We start from the raw sequence: 14,933 nt of genomic DNA on the forward strand, positions 1-14,933 counted from the left end.
CTCTCTGTTTTTACTTTGGTACCCAAGGCCGGACTCGAACCGGCACGGTATCACTACCGGGGGATTTTGAATCCCCTGCGTCTACCATTCCGCCACTTGGGCCACGTTCCTTGGATTAGCGTCCCGCATCAGGAAGGTCCAGAGGCAAAAATCAACCTTTCCCACCTTTGTTCGCCCGACGGAGGTTGACGGTACTTCGGGTGCGTGATTTGGATTGCCCGTCCCGAGGCATGGATTTTGTATTTTATGTTGCGATCACTGTATGACTGGACCATTCGTCTGGCGGATCACCCTCATGCCCTTTGGGCGCTTGCCATTGTGGCTTTTGTCGAAAGCTCGTTCTTCCCGATCCCTCCTGACGTTCTGATGATTCCCATGATCCTGGCACGACCTTCACGCGCCTGGCTGATTGCATCGGTGGCTCTTGTTTCTTCGGTGTTGGGCGGAATGCTGGGATATGCAATCGGCGCCTTCTTTTACGAAAGTGTCGGCCAGCCTATTCTCGAGGCCATGGGCAAAGCGCAAGCCATGGAAGAGTTCAATGTACGGTTCAACGATTTCGGCTTTTGGGCGGTGCTGACCGCTGGGGTCACGCCTTTCCCTTATAAGGTCATCACGATCATGTCCGGCTGGACGGGAATGCCACTGGGCACATTTATTGCGACATCCATCCTCGCGCGGGCATTGCGGTTCTTCGTTGTCGCAGGACTGTTGTGGAAATTTGGTGAACCGATCCGCGATTTCATCGAAAAACGGTTGGGATTAATGTTCACCCTGTTCATTCTGCTGCTATTGGGCGGGTTCTTTGCGGTGCGGTACCTATGATAAATCGATCATCACTAATTGTTCTTGCAGCCGGCGGGTCAGCCGCCTTGTTGTTGGCCGCATGGGGCTTCCAGTATCTCGGCGGCATGGCGCCTTGCAAAATGTGCATCTGGCAACGCTACCCGCACGGGGCGGCTTTCCTGATCGGCGCCGTTGCACTGGCCCTGCCGAGCCTTCGGGCGCTTCCACTCCTAGGAGCGGTTGCAGCTATGATCACCGCCGGGATCGGTGCGTATCACGCAGGTGTCGAGCGAAAGTGGTGGGAAGGCCCAACCAGCTGTACCTCGGGCGACATAAGCGGATTGTCGGCAGAAGATCTGCTGAACCAGATTATGGCCGCCCCGCTGGTTCGTTGTGATGATATTCCATGGGAATTGTTTGGTCTGTCGATGGCAGGCTGGAACGCCGTCATATCCGCTGGATTGGCCCTGATCTGGATCGCTGCCTGGCGCGCGCGCTAAGCTCTACTGCTGATCCAGTTCGGCATCCCAATAGAGAAAATCAATCCAACTGTCGTGCAGGTGGTTCGGTGGGAATTTGCGCCCGACATTACGTAGGGATTCGGCATCCGGCTGTCGCGGCGGCTTTCGCAGCGTCATTCTAGCCTGCCGCAGCGATTTCGAACCCTTGCGCAGATTGCACGGGCTGCAGGCAGCAACCACGTTCTGCCAACTTGTCACGCCCCCCGCAGCGCGCGGCACCACGTGATCAAAGGTCAGATCACCGCGGCTGCCACAGTACTGACAACAGAATTCGTCCCTCAAAAATAAATTAAAGCGCGTGAAGGCCACGCGCTTTCTGGGTTTTACATAGTCTTTCAGGACAACGACCGATGGTATTCGTATCTGCGTACTGGGACTGCGGACCACTTCGTCATACTCTGCGACGATGTCGACCCGATCCAGCCATGCGGCTTTAATAGCCTCCTGCCATGGCCAGAGTGATAGTGGGTAATAGGAAAGTGGGCGATAATCAGCGTTCAAAACCAACGCGGGATGATGCTTGAGAGCACCGGGTTCCCTGACAAATTCGGTCCTGAAGTCTCCGTCCATATCAGAATCGCTCCTCGCTCTGCTCTGCCCGTTTTGACACCAGAGCGGGGAACACCCGCCCCGGCCTTAACTTAACTATATATCGTGTTAAAACTCTGACAAGTCCTGAGTTTCCACAATATCTCGGGGATTGATTAAACCCAATCCGTGACAAGATCGTGACAGTTATCCACAGGTTGCACCGATTTGGCCGCCGGGATATGGCGTTGCCCATGTCATGGTTCATCCGCTTCAACAAACCGTTCGACGTGCTGCCGCAGTTCACCGACCGCGCGAATGCCGATTCGCCGCGAAACACTTTGTCGGATTTCATAGACCTGCCCGGCGTCTATCCCGCGGGCCGTCTGGATCGCGACAGCGAAGGACTGATGCTGCTGACGGATATCGGCAAGCTGCAGGCGCAGATCTCGGATCCGAAACACAAGATGCCCAAAACGTACTGGGTTCAGGTCGAAGGTGTGCCGGATGCAGCCGCCCTGAAGGCTTTGCGCGATGGTGTGGAGTTGAAAGAGGGCCCGACACGCCCAGCTAAGGCTCGGCTGATGGACGAGCCGGAGGGGTTGTGGCCCCGCACGCCACCAATTCGCGTACGTCAGACCGTTCCCGATAGCTGGGTCGAGTTGACCATCCGCGAGGGCCGCAATCGGCAGGTTCGTCGAATGACGGCCGCAGTGGGCCACCCTACCCTTCGGCTTATCCGAGCTCGAATCGGCGACTGGACGTTGGAAGGGCTGGAACCCGGTCACTGGGACAGCTTGCCATTGCCTGCTTTCAATTCCGCCCCACTACGTAAACGCGACCGCCGCCCCCGCCGGTGACAGAATGCTCCATAGCGGTTAAACTGGATTCATGAAGGTTACTGCAGACATACCAGCCCCGTCCGCCATTCTGGAGGCCGCGCTGTATGTTGATGATCTCGATGCGGCTGAGCGGTTTTACGGAGAAGTTCTGGGGCTGACACGCATTCAGCGCGTGGAAGATCGGCACGTCTTCTATCGGGTCGGCGGTTCAGTCCTGCTGCTGTTTAATCCGGTTCAGACCGAGCAACCGCCAACCAACCCAGACCTGCCAGTCCCACCACATGGCGCGCGCGGCCCCGGACATGTGTGCTTGGTTTTGACTCGCGATGAGATCGCGACCATGCGCAAACATCTACTGGACTGGAACATCCCGCTTGACGCCGAGTTCGACTGGCCCACCGGTGCAAGATCTCTTTATGTCCGCGACCCGGCAGGCAACTCAGTTGAGTTTTCAGAAAGCCACCTGTGGGACTAACGTAAAGCATATCGTTTCGAAATCCTGTTTACCGGCGTTCCATCCCTTAACGGTATGCCGTAAGCCACGGAATAATCACGAAATCCCATCTTTTCATAATACTTGAGTCCGAGAGCGTTATCGGCCCTAATCGTTGCGTTGATTGCTTGAAACCCCAACGAAACGGCCCGTTTCGACGTTTCTTCGAACAGTGCGCGACCAGCGCCGCGCAGCACTGGATGGCGGCGGGTGAAGGTTGCGATGTCGGCGCAATCTTCGGGCAAGGTCTCATGGGTGCCCAACCATTGAAATCCGGCCACCTCGCCTTGAACATCCAGCGCAACGTGGCAACAAATCTTGTCTAAGCCGTCGAGATAGCTTTGCGTGAACAAGGGCTCAGAGAACGGAATTTCAAGCGCGGTCGTCCCGCCTGCGGCGATGATAGCGTTGAGAATGCGGCATGCGTCAGCCACATCCTCCCGCATCATCGGACGCACCACGATCACGGTTACAGGCTCAGCTTGTCACGCATGAAGGCCAGTGCGACGCTCAGCCCATCGGGCGCGATACCGTGCCCGGTGCCTTTCATGACATGCGCGTAGACTTCTTTGAAACCTGCTGTCTGCAGGGCCTCTGCAGCTTCCGGCAGCGATTGCGGCGGCACGACGTCATCTGCGTCACCATGCACCAATAGAATGGGCATCCGGCTGACAACTTCATCTGCCAACATGTCCGGCTCCAGAAGACGGCCGGAAAAGGCCACAATTCCGGCAACCGGATCTTCGCGACGCGGCGCAACATAAAGGCTCATCATTGTGCCTTGAGAGAACCCAAACAGTACAACCTGTTCCGGCAAAACATCCTCATCCACCATCAGAGCGTCGAGAAACGCGTCGAAGTCTTCCACGGCCATTTCCATGCCGCGCCGTGCTTCTTCTTCCGAGGATCCGTCAATCCAGGGGATCGGGAACCATTGATACCCGTTGGGCATGCCGGGAATCTGCTCGGGCGCATCCGGGGCCACGAACAACGTGTCGGGAAGGTGTTCACCCAGAACATCCGCAAGACCCAACAGGTCGGCCCCGTTAGCGCCATAGCCGTGCACAAACACCACAACCGAGCGTGTATCGCCCGAAACCGGCTCTTTTCGGAGCGCATTCAAAACCCGTGTCATCTGATCCCTTCTCTGTCTTTGACCACGCGGTAATAGGCCCACAAAACCCGTGCCGCAACCGATCGCCACGGCGACCAGGCTTCTGCCATCTGCCGCAGTTCCTTGTCGGTTGGCCGCGCAGGCAACTTGTAGAGCGCGCGGGCGGCTTCTTGCAGCGCTAGATCACCGGGTGCGATAACGTCGGCACGCCCTAATGAAAACATGGCGTAAATTTCGGCAGTCCAAGTTCCAATCCCCGATACTTGCGTCAGTATCGCAACAACATCCTCATCAGGAATACCGCGTAATGCTTTGTAATCAATGCGTGCTTCAGCCAAAGCCCGGGCATAACGAATCTTCTGGCGACTTAATCCGACAGCCCTCAGATCGTCATCTGTAGCCCACATGATCTTGCGCGGTCCGGTCAATTTCGCCTCCTGCAACCGCTTCCAGATCGCGTTTGCCGAGGCAACGCTGACCTGCTGACTGACGATCGCACTTAGCAACTGGGCAAAACCGTCCGGGCGGCGACGCAGGGGCAAAGGGCCTGTCTGTTCGATGGCATGGGCCATGCGCGGACAGGTGTCAGATAACCATGCAGCACCTTCCGCGACACAACCTGGCGTTTCAATAATGCGTCCGACAACCATGGGCGCTCCGTTTTGTGATCCCCGCCGAACGTTAGGCCCCTTTGTCGCATATGCAACCCGCTTGTGTGCCGAACAGATCGCCGATACGCATAGGCCCATGACAATGACCGCCATCACACCAAATGACAGCCAAGCCAAGCGCAACGTCGCCGTTCTGGTGGCCGCTCAATCGCTTCTAGGCGCGCAGATGCCAATGATGTTCATTGTTGGCGGTCTGGCCGGGCAATCGCTTGCGACAAACCCCTGCCTCGCTACCCTGCCGATCTCGCTGATCGTTTTGGGATCGATGCTGGCGGCCACACCCATTTCGGCAATCATGCAACGTTGGGGGCGGCGCGCCGGGTTCCTTGTCGGGGCTACGGCCGGTGCCTGCGGTGGTCTGGTGGGCGCATACGGTTTGTATCTGGGCTCATTCCCGATCTTTCTGCTTGGGAGTTTGCTGACAGGCATCTACATGAGCGCCCACGGGTTTTATCGTTTTGCAGCCGCTGACACTGCGTCGGATACGTTTCGGCCGAAGGCGATTTCCTATGTCATGGCAGGCGGATTGGCGGCGGCAATCATTGGGCCACAAATCGTGAAACTCACATCTACCGCCTATGTCATCCCGTTTCTGGGGACATATTTGGCAGTGATAGCGATCAATGTAGTCGGCTCAGCCCTTTTCTTTTTCCTCGATATCCCGACTCCAGCGCGCCCGACCGAGAACTCGCCAAAAGGACGATCCCGGCTAGAATTGCTGAAAACGCCGCGCATTGCCGTCGCCGTTATCTGTGCGATGGTCTCGTATGCGTTGATGAATCTAGTGATGACATCCACGCCGCTGGCAGTGGTGGGCTGCGGTTACACTGCAAATGACGCCGCTGACGTGGTTACCGCACACGTGCTGGCCATGTACGTACCCAGCTTCTTCACCGGTCACCTGATCGCTCGGTTCGGCGTGGAAAAGATCGTCGCTTTGGGTCTCACCATTCTTGGCGGGGCTGGGGTCGTTGCCCTGCAAGGGGTCGATCTTGGCAACTTTTTCGTCGCTCTCATCCTGCTTGGCATCGGCTGGAATTTTGGCTTTATCGGTGCGACCTCAATGCTGGCCGCATCTCACGAGGTGAGCGAACGCGGGCGCATGCAGGGTCTCAATGACCTGTTAGTATTCGGTGGCGTCACGCTGGCCTCGCTCGCATCGGGCGGTCTAATGAACTGTTCGGGCGGATCACCGGTCGAAGGCTGGTCTGCAGTCAATCTGGCCATGATCCCGCTGCTGACCTTTGCGGGCGGTGCTCTGCTGTGGCTGGTCCTTCGCCCGGCAGAGCCCGAGGCGATCTGACATCAGCTACCAGCGACCGGTTCCAACAGTCCACATCAACGACAGCCTGCGCCGCAATTCCCCTTGGGACAGCCCCCCTTGGGCGACACGCCCAGGCTGCGCCAAAACCTGTCGCAACACCCATTCGGCCTGCCAGCCCGCATAGAGCGCGGGACGCGCCTCATCCGAGACGGTCGTCCGGCCGGCCTTTGCCGCTGTGAGGCGCTCCAGGGCTTTTTCAGCCAGTGCGCGAACGCCATCAGGCGTCCCGTCCAGCAAGGGAATTCTTCCACGGGCTTCAAGATCGGGGATTGCGCGGAACCAGTTCGCCACCCCCACGCCATAGCCGAAATCGCGCAGGGTTTGTTCGTCACCTGAACCCAAAGATTGCGCAGCCACGACCATCAAGGTCCCGGCACTGTGACGGATATAACTGTCAAAGTGGTCTTCGTCCTCGAACGGATCGCGATAGATATCCCAACGCCTTACGGCGACATACTCATCCAATAGTGCGGCCAGATGAGGTGACAGGCTGCGCGACAAGGGCGTTACAACCTCATGGCGGCGAACGGTCTGCCCTTCGGCAATCTCCTGCAATGCGTCGCGCCACCATTGCAGGCGCATCTCGGCAATCATTGGCTCCTGTGTGACCCACGGGGCACGGGCCACCTCGACATTGAGGGCATAAAGTGGAAACAGAACTGCGCGTGCACCGACAGGTGCAGCCATGGCGGCCATGAACCGGTCTGGGTCTGCGCGATGCACCAAGGCCGCGCAGGCTTTGACATCTTCGTCGAATTCCACGGTCACTCGGCCGCCGCCGTTTGCGAGCCGCAATCCCGCACCAGTTTCCACTGGATCGCATCCAGCAAGGCCTCGAACGAGGCATCAACTATGTTCGCGCTGACGCCAACAGTCGACCAGCGCCGACCCTGCCCGTCTTCGCTGTCGATTATGACCCGCGTCACCGCCTCGGTTCCACCTTGAGTGATCCGCACCTTGAAATCCACCAGGCGCATATCTTCAAGAATCTGAGAATATCGACCCAGATCCTTGGCCAGAGCTTTGGCCAGCGCGTTCACCGGGCCGCGATCACTGCCATCTTCGTCAAGCGATTCACTGACCGACAGCTTCTTTTCCCCGTCGACCTTCACCACTACGACAGCCTCGGATAAGCTGACCATCTTGTTATACTTGTTCTTTCGACGCTCAACCGTGACCTTGTAACGCTTCACCTCGAAGAATTCGGGCAACTGACCCAGCTCATCCCGTGCCAGAAGTTCGAAACTGGCTTGGGCGGTGTCATAGGAATACCCCTCAGCCTCACGCAGTTTGATCCGGTCCAGAATGCGTCCCAACGCCGGGTTGCTGGCCTCAACCGTCAGTCCGGCCTCGGTCAGCCGCTTGCGAAGATTTGATTGCCCAGCCTGGTTCGACATCGGTATGACACGTGCATTGCCAATGTCGCCCGGGTCTACATGCTCATATGTCGACGGGTCCTTTAGAATTGCGCTGGCATGCAAACCTGCCTTATGGGCAAAGGCCGATGCGCCCACATAGGCCGACTGTTTGCTGGGAACCCGGTTCAGAATGTCGTCAAGCATGCGGCTGATCCGCGTCAAACCCATCAGCGCTTCGTGACTGACGCCAATGTCAAAGTTCGAGGCATAGGGTTCTTTCAACAGCAAGGTCGGGATCAACGCCGTCAGGTTGGCGTTTCCACAACGCTCGCCCAACCCGTTCAACGTGCCCTGAATCTGCCGTGCTCCGGAATCCACAGCCGCCAGCGAACAAGCAACCGCGTTTTCCGTGTCGTTATGTGTGTGAATGCCCAGCCGATCCCCCGGCAAACCCGCGGCGATCACATCAGCGACAATCCTGCCAACCTCTGCCGGCAGTGCACCGCCGTTCGTGTCGCACAGCACAACCCAACGTGCCCCCGCATCCATTGCGGCACGGCAGACCTCAATCGCATAGGCCGGGTTGTCCTTGTAGCCATCAAAGAAATGCTCGGCATCAAACAGCGCTTCACGCCCGGACGCTACAATATGTGCGATCGAGGCGCGTACGTTCTCGACGTTGTCCTCAAGTGATACACCAAGCGCATGGGTCACGTGATAGTCATGAGATTTTCCGACCAGACAGACCGCTTGCGTACCCGCGTTCATCACGGCCGCCAGTACATCGTCATTTTCAGCTGATCGTCCGGATCGTTTGGTCATTCCAAACGCAGTCAACCGGGCCAACGTCGCGGGGGCAGCTTCAAAAAATGCGCTGTCGGTGGGGTTGGCACCGGGCCAGCCGCCTTCGATATAGTCAACTCCCAATTCGTCCAACGCCTGAGCGATCTGGACCTTTTCGGCCGTCGAGAACTGAACCCCCTGCGTTTGTTGACCATCGCGCAAGGTTGTATCGTAGAGATAAAGCCGATCTCTGGCCATCACACACCCTCCAGCTTGGCAGCGTCGAAACCCGCGCCGGGCACCAGATCCACACCGTCCTTGCTCATCCGAACTTCAAGACCTGCCGCCAGATACAGCGCCTTCAGGCGATCAACTTCGGCGAAATCCTTGGTTTGCATCGCGGTCGCCCGCGCCTGCGCCAGCCTGTCGGCATGAGGTGACAAGTCCAGCGAACCGGTTTCCGCCCAGTCTCCCATCTCGGCCGTCAACAAACCCATGGTTTGTGCGCCCGCCAAAAGCCCAGCGGCATTACCAGTCGCCGCCAGACGATGAAGTTCCGCAATGGCGCCTGCAGTATTCAGGTCATCGGCCAGCGCATCGATGACCGAGGGCGCCACGCTGGCGGCGGGCTCGATGCCCGCCGTCAGCGTCCGCCACTTTCGCAATGTCGCCTCGGCTTCACGCGCCTTTTTCTCGGTCCAGTCCATCGGCTTGCGGTAATGGGTTTGCAGGAAGACAAAGCGGATGACTTCACCCGGTACGCCCTGTTCCAGCAGATCGTGCACAGTAAAGAAATTGCCCAGCGATTTGGACATCTTCTTCCCCTCCACCTGCAGCATTTCGTTGTGCAGCCAGACTTTCGCAAACTCACCATGTGGATGCGCGCAACGGCTCTGAGCAATCTCGTTTTCATGATGCGGAAACATCAGATCGTTGCCGCCGCCGTGAATATCGAAACTCTCACCCAGCAACTCGTAGCTCATGGCCGAGCACTCGATGTGCCACCCCGGGCGCCCGCGGCTCCAGGGCGAATCCCATCCCGGCAAGTCGTCTGTCGACGGCTTCCAGAGTACAAAGTCCATCGGGTTTTTCTTATACGGAGCCACCTCGACCCGAGCCCCGGCAATCATGTCATCGACGGACCGTCCCGAAAGCTTGCCGTACTCCTCTTTCCAGCTGTCCACCGCAAATAGTACGTGCCCCTCGGCGGCATAGGCATGGCCCTTGTCGATCAGATCCTGCGTCATCGCGATCATCTGGGCGATATACTCTGTCGCGCGGGGCATCTGACTGGGTTCCAATGCACCCAACGCACCCATGTCATGCAGATACCAGCCGATCGTTTCATCCGACCGTTCCTGCACCAGCAGCTCCAATGAGCCTTCAGCGCCCGCCTTTTTCCGGGCCAAAGCTGTCGCGTTAATCTTGTCGTCAACATCGGTGAAATTACGCACATAAGTCACGTGTTCGGCGTCAAACACATGGCGCAGCAAGCGAAACAGCACGTCAAAGACAACAACGGGCCGCGCATTTCCCAAGTGCGCCCGGTCGTAGACCGTCGGCCCGCAGACGTACATACGCACATTTTCAGGGTCGATCGGAACGAAATCCTCTTTCGTCCGCGTCCGTGTGTTGTGCAGTTTGATCGTCGTCATCGGGTCTTGCTCCTAAAACAGCGTGCGCTTGCGCGTTTGCGCGGGCATAGCAACTTGTCTCAGAGATGAAAACGAAAGAAACCGGCCCGCTTGAGTGATCAGCAGGGAATGCAGCAAATAATGATGCAGGTCATACGGTTCATGCGTTCCGCATATCACGGGACACATCCTGCGCCAAGCCTTGAGTTCGTTGCTCCCTCGCGGCACAGTCAGCAGCATGAGCCGCGATTTCGTCAATTCCGTATGTGGTGACCTGCCCGGCGCCGAGCTGTCCGACCCCTGGGGCGGAGGACATGATGCATGGAAAGTCGGCAGCAAGATGTTCGCCTGTGTCGGCTCGGTTGGCGACGGCGTGTCCGTGAAGACACCCGATATCGAAACCGCTCAGATGCTGATTGATGCAGGAATAGGCACCAAGGCTCCCTATTTTCACCGCAGTTGGATTCACTTGCCTTGGGATACGGACCCTGAAGAAATACGGCACCGGCTGACGGCGTCTTACGATATCGTGCGCGCTTCGCTGACTAAAAAGGTCCAATCGACTTTGGCCGCACGAAGCTGATTGACAAACCCGCACGCCTCTGCCCCATTCGGGCGAAATCAGGGAGGCGTGGAATGAAACTGTCGCATCGCATCACACATTTGACCGAAGGCGGATCCGATGGCTGGGACGTGTTTTATCGGGCGCGCCGGATGATCGCGGAAGGGCATGCCATTACCGAGTTGACCATCGGCGAACATGACATCGGCACAAGCCCCGAAATCCTGGCCGAGATGGACGCCTCTGCCCAAAGTGGCCACACCGGTTATGCCATGGTGCCCGGTACCGATCTGCTGCGCGACACTGTGGCCGCGCGCGTTCAGGTGCGTACTGGTGTGAAAACCACGCGCCATAATGTTCTGATCACACCGGGTGGTCAGGCCGCTTTGTTCGCCGCCCACGTCGCCGTTTGCAATCCCGGCGATACGGGGTTGTACCTTGATCCTTACTACGCCACCTACCCCGGCACGATACGCGGTGCCGGAGCAATCGCCAAAGCCGTACAGACTAGCGCCGAAGATGCGTTCCAGCCCCGTGCCGAAAAGATCGACGAACATACAGACGGCGCCGTGTCCCTGCTGATCAATACGCCCAACAACCCCACGGGCGTTGTCTATTCACCTGAAACGCTGGGCGCGATTGCTGAGCTTTGCCAACGCCGTGATCTCTGGCTGATCTCGGACGAGGTTTATGACACTCAGGTCTGGGAAGGTTCACACATCTCGCCCCGCGCGTTGCCGGGGATGGCCGAGCGTACTCTGGTCGTCGGGTCGATGTCCAAATCCCATGCCATGACAGGGTCTCGATGCGGGTGGATCGTCGGTCCGGAAGAAGTGATCGAACACCTGATCAATCTGGCGACCCACACAACCTATGGCGTACCGGGATTCATTCAGGATGCCGCGAGTTTTGCACTCAGTGCGGGTCAGGGCCCCGAAGATGAAGTCGCCGCCCCGTTCCGACGCCGCCGCGAACTGGCTACACGGCTTCTGGCGCAGCAAAACACTGTTGGCCTGATCCCGGCACAGGGCGCGATGTATCTGATGCTGGACGTTCGCGCCACAGGGTTGAGCGGCGAAGGATTTGCAAACGCCTTACTGGATGCGCATTCGATTGCGGTCATGCCTGGTGAAAGTTTCGGCGTCGCCGCCGCCGGACACATTCGCGTTGCGATGACTGTTGATGATGAAAGATTCGCCGATTCGCTTAAGACTTTGTGTGATTTCGCCGGGCAATTGTCGCAGGACAGAGGTGCTGCTTAGTCATTCAATTGCAGGTGTTCGTTAAAACCGGAACGTCGTGCGCAGATTGATAACGTTAGCATCAAGACCACCATTGGACCGGGTCACATCGTCGAAGTTCTGGCGCAGTGCTTCCCCACTGATCACAAACCTGTCTCCGATCGGATACGCGACTCCTATTCCATAGACAGCTGCAGTGTCGCTGCTGCCTGATGTGTCCGCGCGTGCCGAACCGACAACCACGTATCCAAGGGCCGAGCCAAAATCATAGCCGCCCCGCAGTTTCACCCGGGACATGCTGTCCAAGCTCCCTTCGGACCGCCCAAGATCCAGGTTCAGGCTGTTGTACTCCAACTCGCCGCCCAAAACGAAATTTCCGAAATCGTAATCATAGCCGATAAGCGGGCCAAAGCTGAAATCGCTACCGCCGCTTCCGCTTGGGCCGTCAACATCGGTGTAACCAAAACTGAAACCCACATAAGCACCCGTCCAATCCTCTGCCAGCGCTGGACCAGCGCTCAGCAGCAGTACTACAGACAGTGTCGCCTTTGTCAGTTTCACTCAGACCTCCGGAGGTACGCCGTCGGTTCGGCACGATTGCCTCAGTTGGATCAGGCCATGCCAGTTAATCAGCTAACCCAAAATTCCTCTTTAAATACTTAACAGCAGCTTAACAGATTTCCGCCCAAACGGAAAAAAAACATTTCCTCACAGAATCTTGCGTGACATTTTCGACATTCGGACGCCGCGAGAGCTCGTGCGCGTCAGATAAAGAAATCCGAACAATGGTCGCAAATAGAACAGATTTCGCCGACATTGGTTAGGAAAGTAGCACTGAGACGCGAAGGGTTCTGATGAAAAACGACTTCTGGAAGATATCCCTTGTGAGCCGCACCATCGGTGCGGACCGGGGACGTGCCGCAAGGGGGCGGCCGTTGGCGGGTTGACCCTGCCAATACCTACTTCCTGTCTAGTAACCGGACCCAAAATATGAACGATCAATCCCGAAACTCCTCGCGCAGTGGCGGTCGCTCTGCCCGACGTGCAGCCCGCTCAAGCGCCCTGCCGGATCATCTGCGCCCTATCCGCCCCGGCATGGAGGGCGGCACCTACAAGCCACTCAGCCAACAGGATATGGAGCGTATTCACAACGCTGCCCTGACCGCTTTGGAAACCATCGGCCTGGCCGACGCACCGCAAAGCGGCATCGACTATCTTGTCGGTGCAGGCTGTATTCTGGGCGACGACGGTCGCATCCGCTTTCCCCGCGCATTGGTCGAGGACATGTTGGCCAAGGCAAATCGCTCGGTCACCTTGCACAGCCGTGACGGCAAGACCGACCTGGAATTAACCGGAAACCGCGTACACTACGGTACCGCTGGTGCTGCCGTTCACATGGTCGATATCCATGGGCGGGAATACCGCGATTCGACGGTTCAGGACCTGTATGATGCGTCCCGCATATGTGACAGCCTGGACAACATCCACTTTGTCCAGCGCCCGATGGTGTGCCGAGATATCCTGGATAATCAGGAGATGGACCTGAACACGATCTACGCGTGCTGCTCGGGTACCTTCAAGCACATCGGAACCTCCTTCACCGATCCAAGCTATGTCGCTCCGGCCATGGAAATGTTGCATATGATCGCCGGTGGAGAAGACAAGTGGCGCGAACGGCCGTTTGTATCCAACTCTAATTGCTTTGTGGTTCCACCGATGAAATTCGCAACCGAAAGTTGCGAGGTGATGGAGGCGTGTATTAATGCCGGCATGCCGGTTCTGCTGCTGTCTGCCGGCATGGCGGGCGCCACCGCGCCGTCGACTATCGCGGGTGCCATCACTCAGGCCACTGCGGAATGTCTGGCGGGCCTGGTCTACGTGAACGCCGTCAAACCGGGCGCCCCGGCCATCGTTGGGACCTGGCCGTTCGGCCTTGATCTGCGTACCGGCGCGATGTCGGTCGGTTCCGGTGAGCAAGCTTTGTTGAGCGCAGGTTGCGCACAAATGCACAAGTTCTATGGCTTGCCCGGTGGCGCGGCAGCTGGAGCGTCGGATTCGAAACTGCCTGACATGCAAGCCGGGTGGGAGCAGATGTGCTCTAACGTCATGGCGGGCCTGTCTGGGCTCAACATGGTCTATGAAGCCGCTGGCATGCACTCATCCCTACTGGGGTTTTGCCTCGAGAGCCTGATCCTCAGCGATGACCTGATCGGTCAGGCCCTGCGCTGTGTGCGTGGGATCGAAGTAACAGATGACACGCTGGCCCTGGACCAGATTGCCGAGGTTTGTCTGGGTGGGCCGGGTCACTACTTGGGCACAGATGCCACGCTTAGCCGGATGCAGGTAGACTATGTCTACCCAACTCTGGGAGACCGGACTTCACCCAAAGAGTGGGCCGAGCTGGGCAAACCAGATCTGATCGAAAAGGCGATTGCACGTAAAGAAGCGATCCTTGCAACCCCGTCACAGGCTCGTTTCGACCCCCTGTTGGACGCCGAACTGCGAAGCAGGTTCAACATTCACTTACCCGCATAACCTTTTGAAAAAGCAGCGGCCCGAACTGATTCGGGCCGCCGTCGCGATGAGAGATCAGCCGTTGCTTGGGGGCAGCAATCCGGCCTCTTGCGCCACCGCGATCTCGTCAGCGTCCAGCGCGCCGTCACCATTTGCATCCATGGTCGAGAAGACGTCAGCGTCAACTTCCGGCACTACAGCCTGAACTTCTTCGATGGTCAGAACGCCATCGCCGTTGGCGTCGGCAGTAGATTGCGCAACAGCCAGCGCTGGCAGTCCAAATACAAATGCTGAAATGACAGCCATATTTTGCGGTTTCATAACGGTGCCTCCTAAGTGAGTTTTTTGTGTCTTGGTGTCCGGACAAGCATCACAAACACCCAGTCCCACCCCCTCGTCACCCGCATTGCGGGATTTCAGTGTTTTCGCGCCAATCTCCGCGTGTTTCACCGAGTCGCATCCGCAATCCGCCGCTGGACAAAACGGCCAATCAGCGTTTCGGCGGTTCTTGCCCGACGGATTTGGGATGATCCGGCAACCCTGCGCTCAAATCGGCGACTCA

At 57.8% G+C, this 14,933-nt stretch carries 17 protein-coding genes and 1 tRNA gene; 8 read left to right on the forward strand and 10 right to left on the reverse strand.

What is annotated here, in order from left to right:
* Positions 1-16: 16 nt before the first annotated feature.
* Positions 17-102: transfer RNA gene (locus tag AC2TCY_RS13455), tRNA-Leu, on the reverse strand.
* A gap of 144 nt (positions 103-246) precedes the next feature.
* On the opposite strand from AC2TCY_RS13455, the gene AC2TCY_RS13460 reads away from it, so the two are divergent.
* Both AC2TCY_RS13460 and AC2TCY_RS13465 read left to right on the forward strand, forming a co-directional pair.
* Positions 247-825: a YqaA family protein gene (locus tag AC2TCY_RS13460; protein ID WP_480848005.1), complete on the forward strand. Its 579-nt coding sequence runs from the start codon at positions 247-249 to the stop codon at positions 823-825.
* The gene (locus AC2TCY_RS13465) at positions 822-1,286 is read left to right on the forward strand and encodes a disulfide bond formation protein B (RefSeq protein ID WP_480848007.1); all 465 of its coding nucleotides are present in this window, start codon (positions 822-824) and stop codon (positions 1,284-1,286) included. Before AC2TCY_RS13460 ends, AC2TCY_RS13465 begins: the two co-directional genes overlap by 4 nt.
* A 3-nt stretch (positions 1,287-1,289) precedes the next feature.
* On the opposite strand, the gene AC2TCY_RS13470 is transcribed toward AC2TCY_RS13465, so the two are convergent.
* Positions 1,290-1,877, reverse strand: coding sequence for an HNH endonuclease (locus AC2TCY_RS13470; RefSeq protein WP_480848009.1), 588 nt, complete (start codon positions 1,875-1,877; stop codon positions 1,290-1,292).
* A gap of 212 nt (positions 1,878-2,089) precedes the next feature.
* Here AC2TCY_RS13470 and AC2TCY_RS13475 point away from each other — a divergent pair, with 212 nt between their 5' ends.
* Together AC2TCY_RS13475 and AC2TCY_RS13480 are read left to right on the forward strand one after the other, a co-directional pair.
* Entirely contained in the window at positions 2,090-2,695 is a 606-nt protein-coding gene (locus AC2TCY_RS13475; RefSeq protein WP_480848011.1) for a pseudouridine synthase, read from the forward strand.
* 31 nt (positions 2,696-2,726) lie between these two features.
* Positions 2,727-3,152 (forward strand): VOC family protein, encoded by a 426-nt coding sequence (locus tag AC2TCY_RS13480; protein ID WP_480848013.1) that lies wholly within the window; start codon positions 2,727-2,729, stop codon positions 3,150-3,152.
* Here the strand turns inward: AC2TCY_RS13480 and AC2TCY_RS13485 are convergent.
* The 3 genes from AC2TCY_RS13485 to AC2TCY_RS13495 are packed head-to-tail and all read right to left on the reverse strand — an operon-like array spanning position 3,149 to position 4,934.
* Complete coding sequence (locus AC2TCY_RS13485; protein WP_480848015.1) at positions 3,149-3,637, reverse strand: N-acetyltransferase family protein; 489 nt, start codon at positions 3,635-3,637, stop codon at positions 3,149-3,151. The genes AC2TCY_RS13480 and AC2TCY_RS13485 overlap by 4 nt on opposite strands.
* Before the next feature lie 2 nt (positions 3,638-3,639).
* Positions 3,640-4,305 (reverse strand): alpha/beta hydrolase, encoded by a 666-nt coding sequence (locus tag AC2TCY_RS13490; RefSeq protein ID WP_480848016.1) that lies wholly within the window; start codon positions 4,303-4,305, stop codon positions 3,640-3,642.
* Positions 4,302-4,934: a DNA-3-methyladenine glycosylase family protein gene (locus AC2TCY_RS13495; RefSeq protein WP_480848017.1), complete on the reverse strand. Its 633-nt coding sequence runs from the start codon at positions 4,932-4,934 to the stop codon at positions 4,302-4,304. Before AC2TCY_RS13495 ends, AC2TCY_RS13490 begins: the two co-directional genes overlap by 4 nt.
* A 97-nt stretch (positions 4,935-5,031) precedes the next feature.
* Here AC2TCY_RS13495 and AC2TCY_RS13500 point away from each other — a divergent pair, with 97 nt between their 5' ends.
* Positions 5,032-6,258, forward strand: coding sequence for an MFS transporter (locus tag AC2TCY_RS13500; protein ID WP_480848019.1), 1,227 nt, complete (start codon positions 5,032-5,034; stop codon positions 6,256-6,258).
* 6 nt (positions 6,259-6,264) lie between these two features.
* Here the strand turns inward: AC2TCY_RS13500 and AC2TCY_RS13505 are convergent, their stop codons facing one another.
* The 3 genes from AC2TCY_RS13505 to cysS are packed head-to-tail and all read right to left on the reverse strand — an operon-like array spanning position 6,265 to position 10,075.
* On the reverse strand, positions 6,265-7,041 hold the full coding sequence (locus AC2TCY_RS13505; RefSeq protein WP_480848287.1) for a phytoene/squalene synthase family protein: 777 nt from the start codon (positions 7,039-7,041) through the stop codon (positions 6,265-6,267).
* A 2-nt stretch (positions 7,042-7,043) separates the two neighbouring features.
* The gene (cimA, locus tag AC2TCY_RS13510) at positions 7,044-8,678 is read right to left on the reverse strand and encodes a citramalate synthase (protein WP_480848021.1); all 1,635 of its coding nucleotides are present in this window, start codon (positions 8,676-8,678) and stop codon (positions 7,044-7,046) included.
* Positions 8,678-10,075 carry a cysteine--tRNA ligase gene (gene cysS, locus AC2TCY_RS13515; protein ID WP_480848023.1) on the reverse strand — a complete coding sequence of 466 codons (1,398 nt, stop codon included), beginning with the start codon at positions 10,073-10,075 and terminating at the stop codon, positions 8,678-8,680. The genes cimA and cysS overlap by 1 nt, the downstream gene beginning before the upstream one ends.
* Before the next feature lie 217 nt (positions 10,076-10,292).
* Between cysS and AC2TCY_RS13520 the strand changes: the two genes are divergently transcribed.
* Together AC2TCY_RS13520 and AC2TCY_RS13525 are read left to right on the forward strand one after the other, a co-directional pair.
* On the forward strand, positions 10,293-10,637 hold the full coding sequence (locus tag AC2TCY_RS13520; RefSeq protein WP_480848024.1) for an MmcQ/YjbR family DNA-binding protein: 345 nt from the start codon (positions 10,293-10,295) through the stop codon (positions 10,635-10,637).
* 53 nt (positions 10,638-10,690) lie between these two features.
* Complete coding sequence (locus AC2TCY_RS13525) at positions 10,691-11,878, forward strand: pyridoxal phosphate-dependent aminotransferase (protein ID WP_480848026.1); 1,188 nt, start codon at positions 10,691-10,693, stop codon at positions 11,876-11,878.
* 21 nt (positions 11,879-11,899) lie between these two features.
* On the opposite strand, the gene AC2TCY_RS13530 is transcribed toward AC2TCY_RS13525, so the two are convergent.
* The gene (locus tag AC2TCY_RS13530; RefSeq protein WP_480848027.1) at positions 11,900-12,418 is read right to left on the reverse strand and encodes an outer membrane protein; all 519 of its coding nucleotides are present in this window, start codon (positions 12,416-12,418) and stop codon (positions 11,900-11,902) included.
* Positions 12,419-12,847: 429 nt separating this feature from the next.
* Between AC2TCY_RS13530 and AC2TCY_RS13535 the strand changes: the two genes are divergently transcribed.
* A complete protein-coding gene (locus AC2TCY_RS13535) occupies positions 12,848-14,392 on the forward strand; it encodes a trimethylamine methyltransferase family protein (protein ID WP_480848029.1) in 1,545 nt (514 codons plus the stop codon).
* A gap of 54 nt (positions 14,393-14,446) precedes the next feature.
* Here AC2TCY_RS13535 and AC2TCY_RS13540 read toward each other — a convergent pair whose 3' ends face one another.
* Positions 14,447-14,692 carry an EF-hand domain-containing protein gene (locus AC2TCY_RS13540; RefSeq protein ID WP_480848030.1) on the reverse strand — a complete coding sequence of 82 codons (246 nt, stop codon included), beginning with the start codon at positions 14,690-14,692 and terminating at the stop codon, positions 14,447-14,449.
* Between the last annotated feature and the right edge of the window lie 241 nt (positions 14,693-14,933).

The sequence above is a fragment of the Ruegeria sp. HKCCD7181 genome (assembly GCF_057221055.1).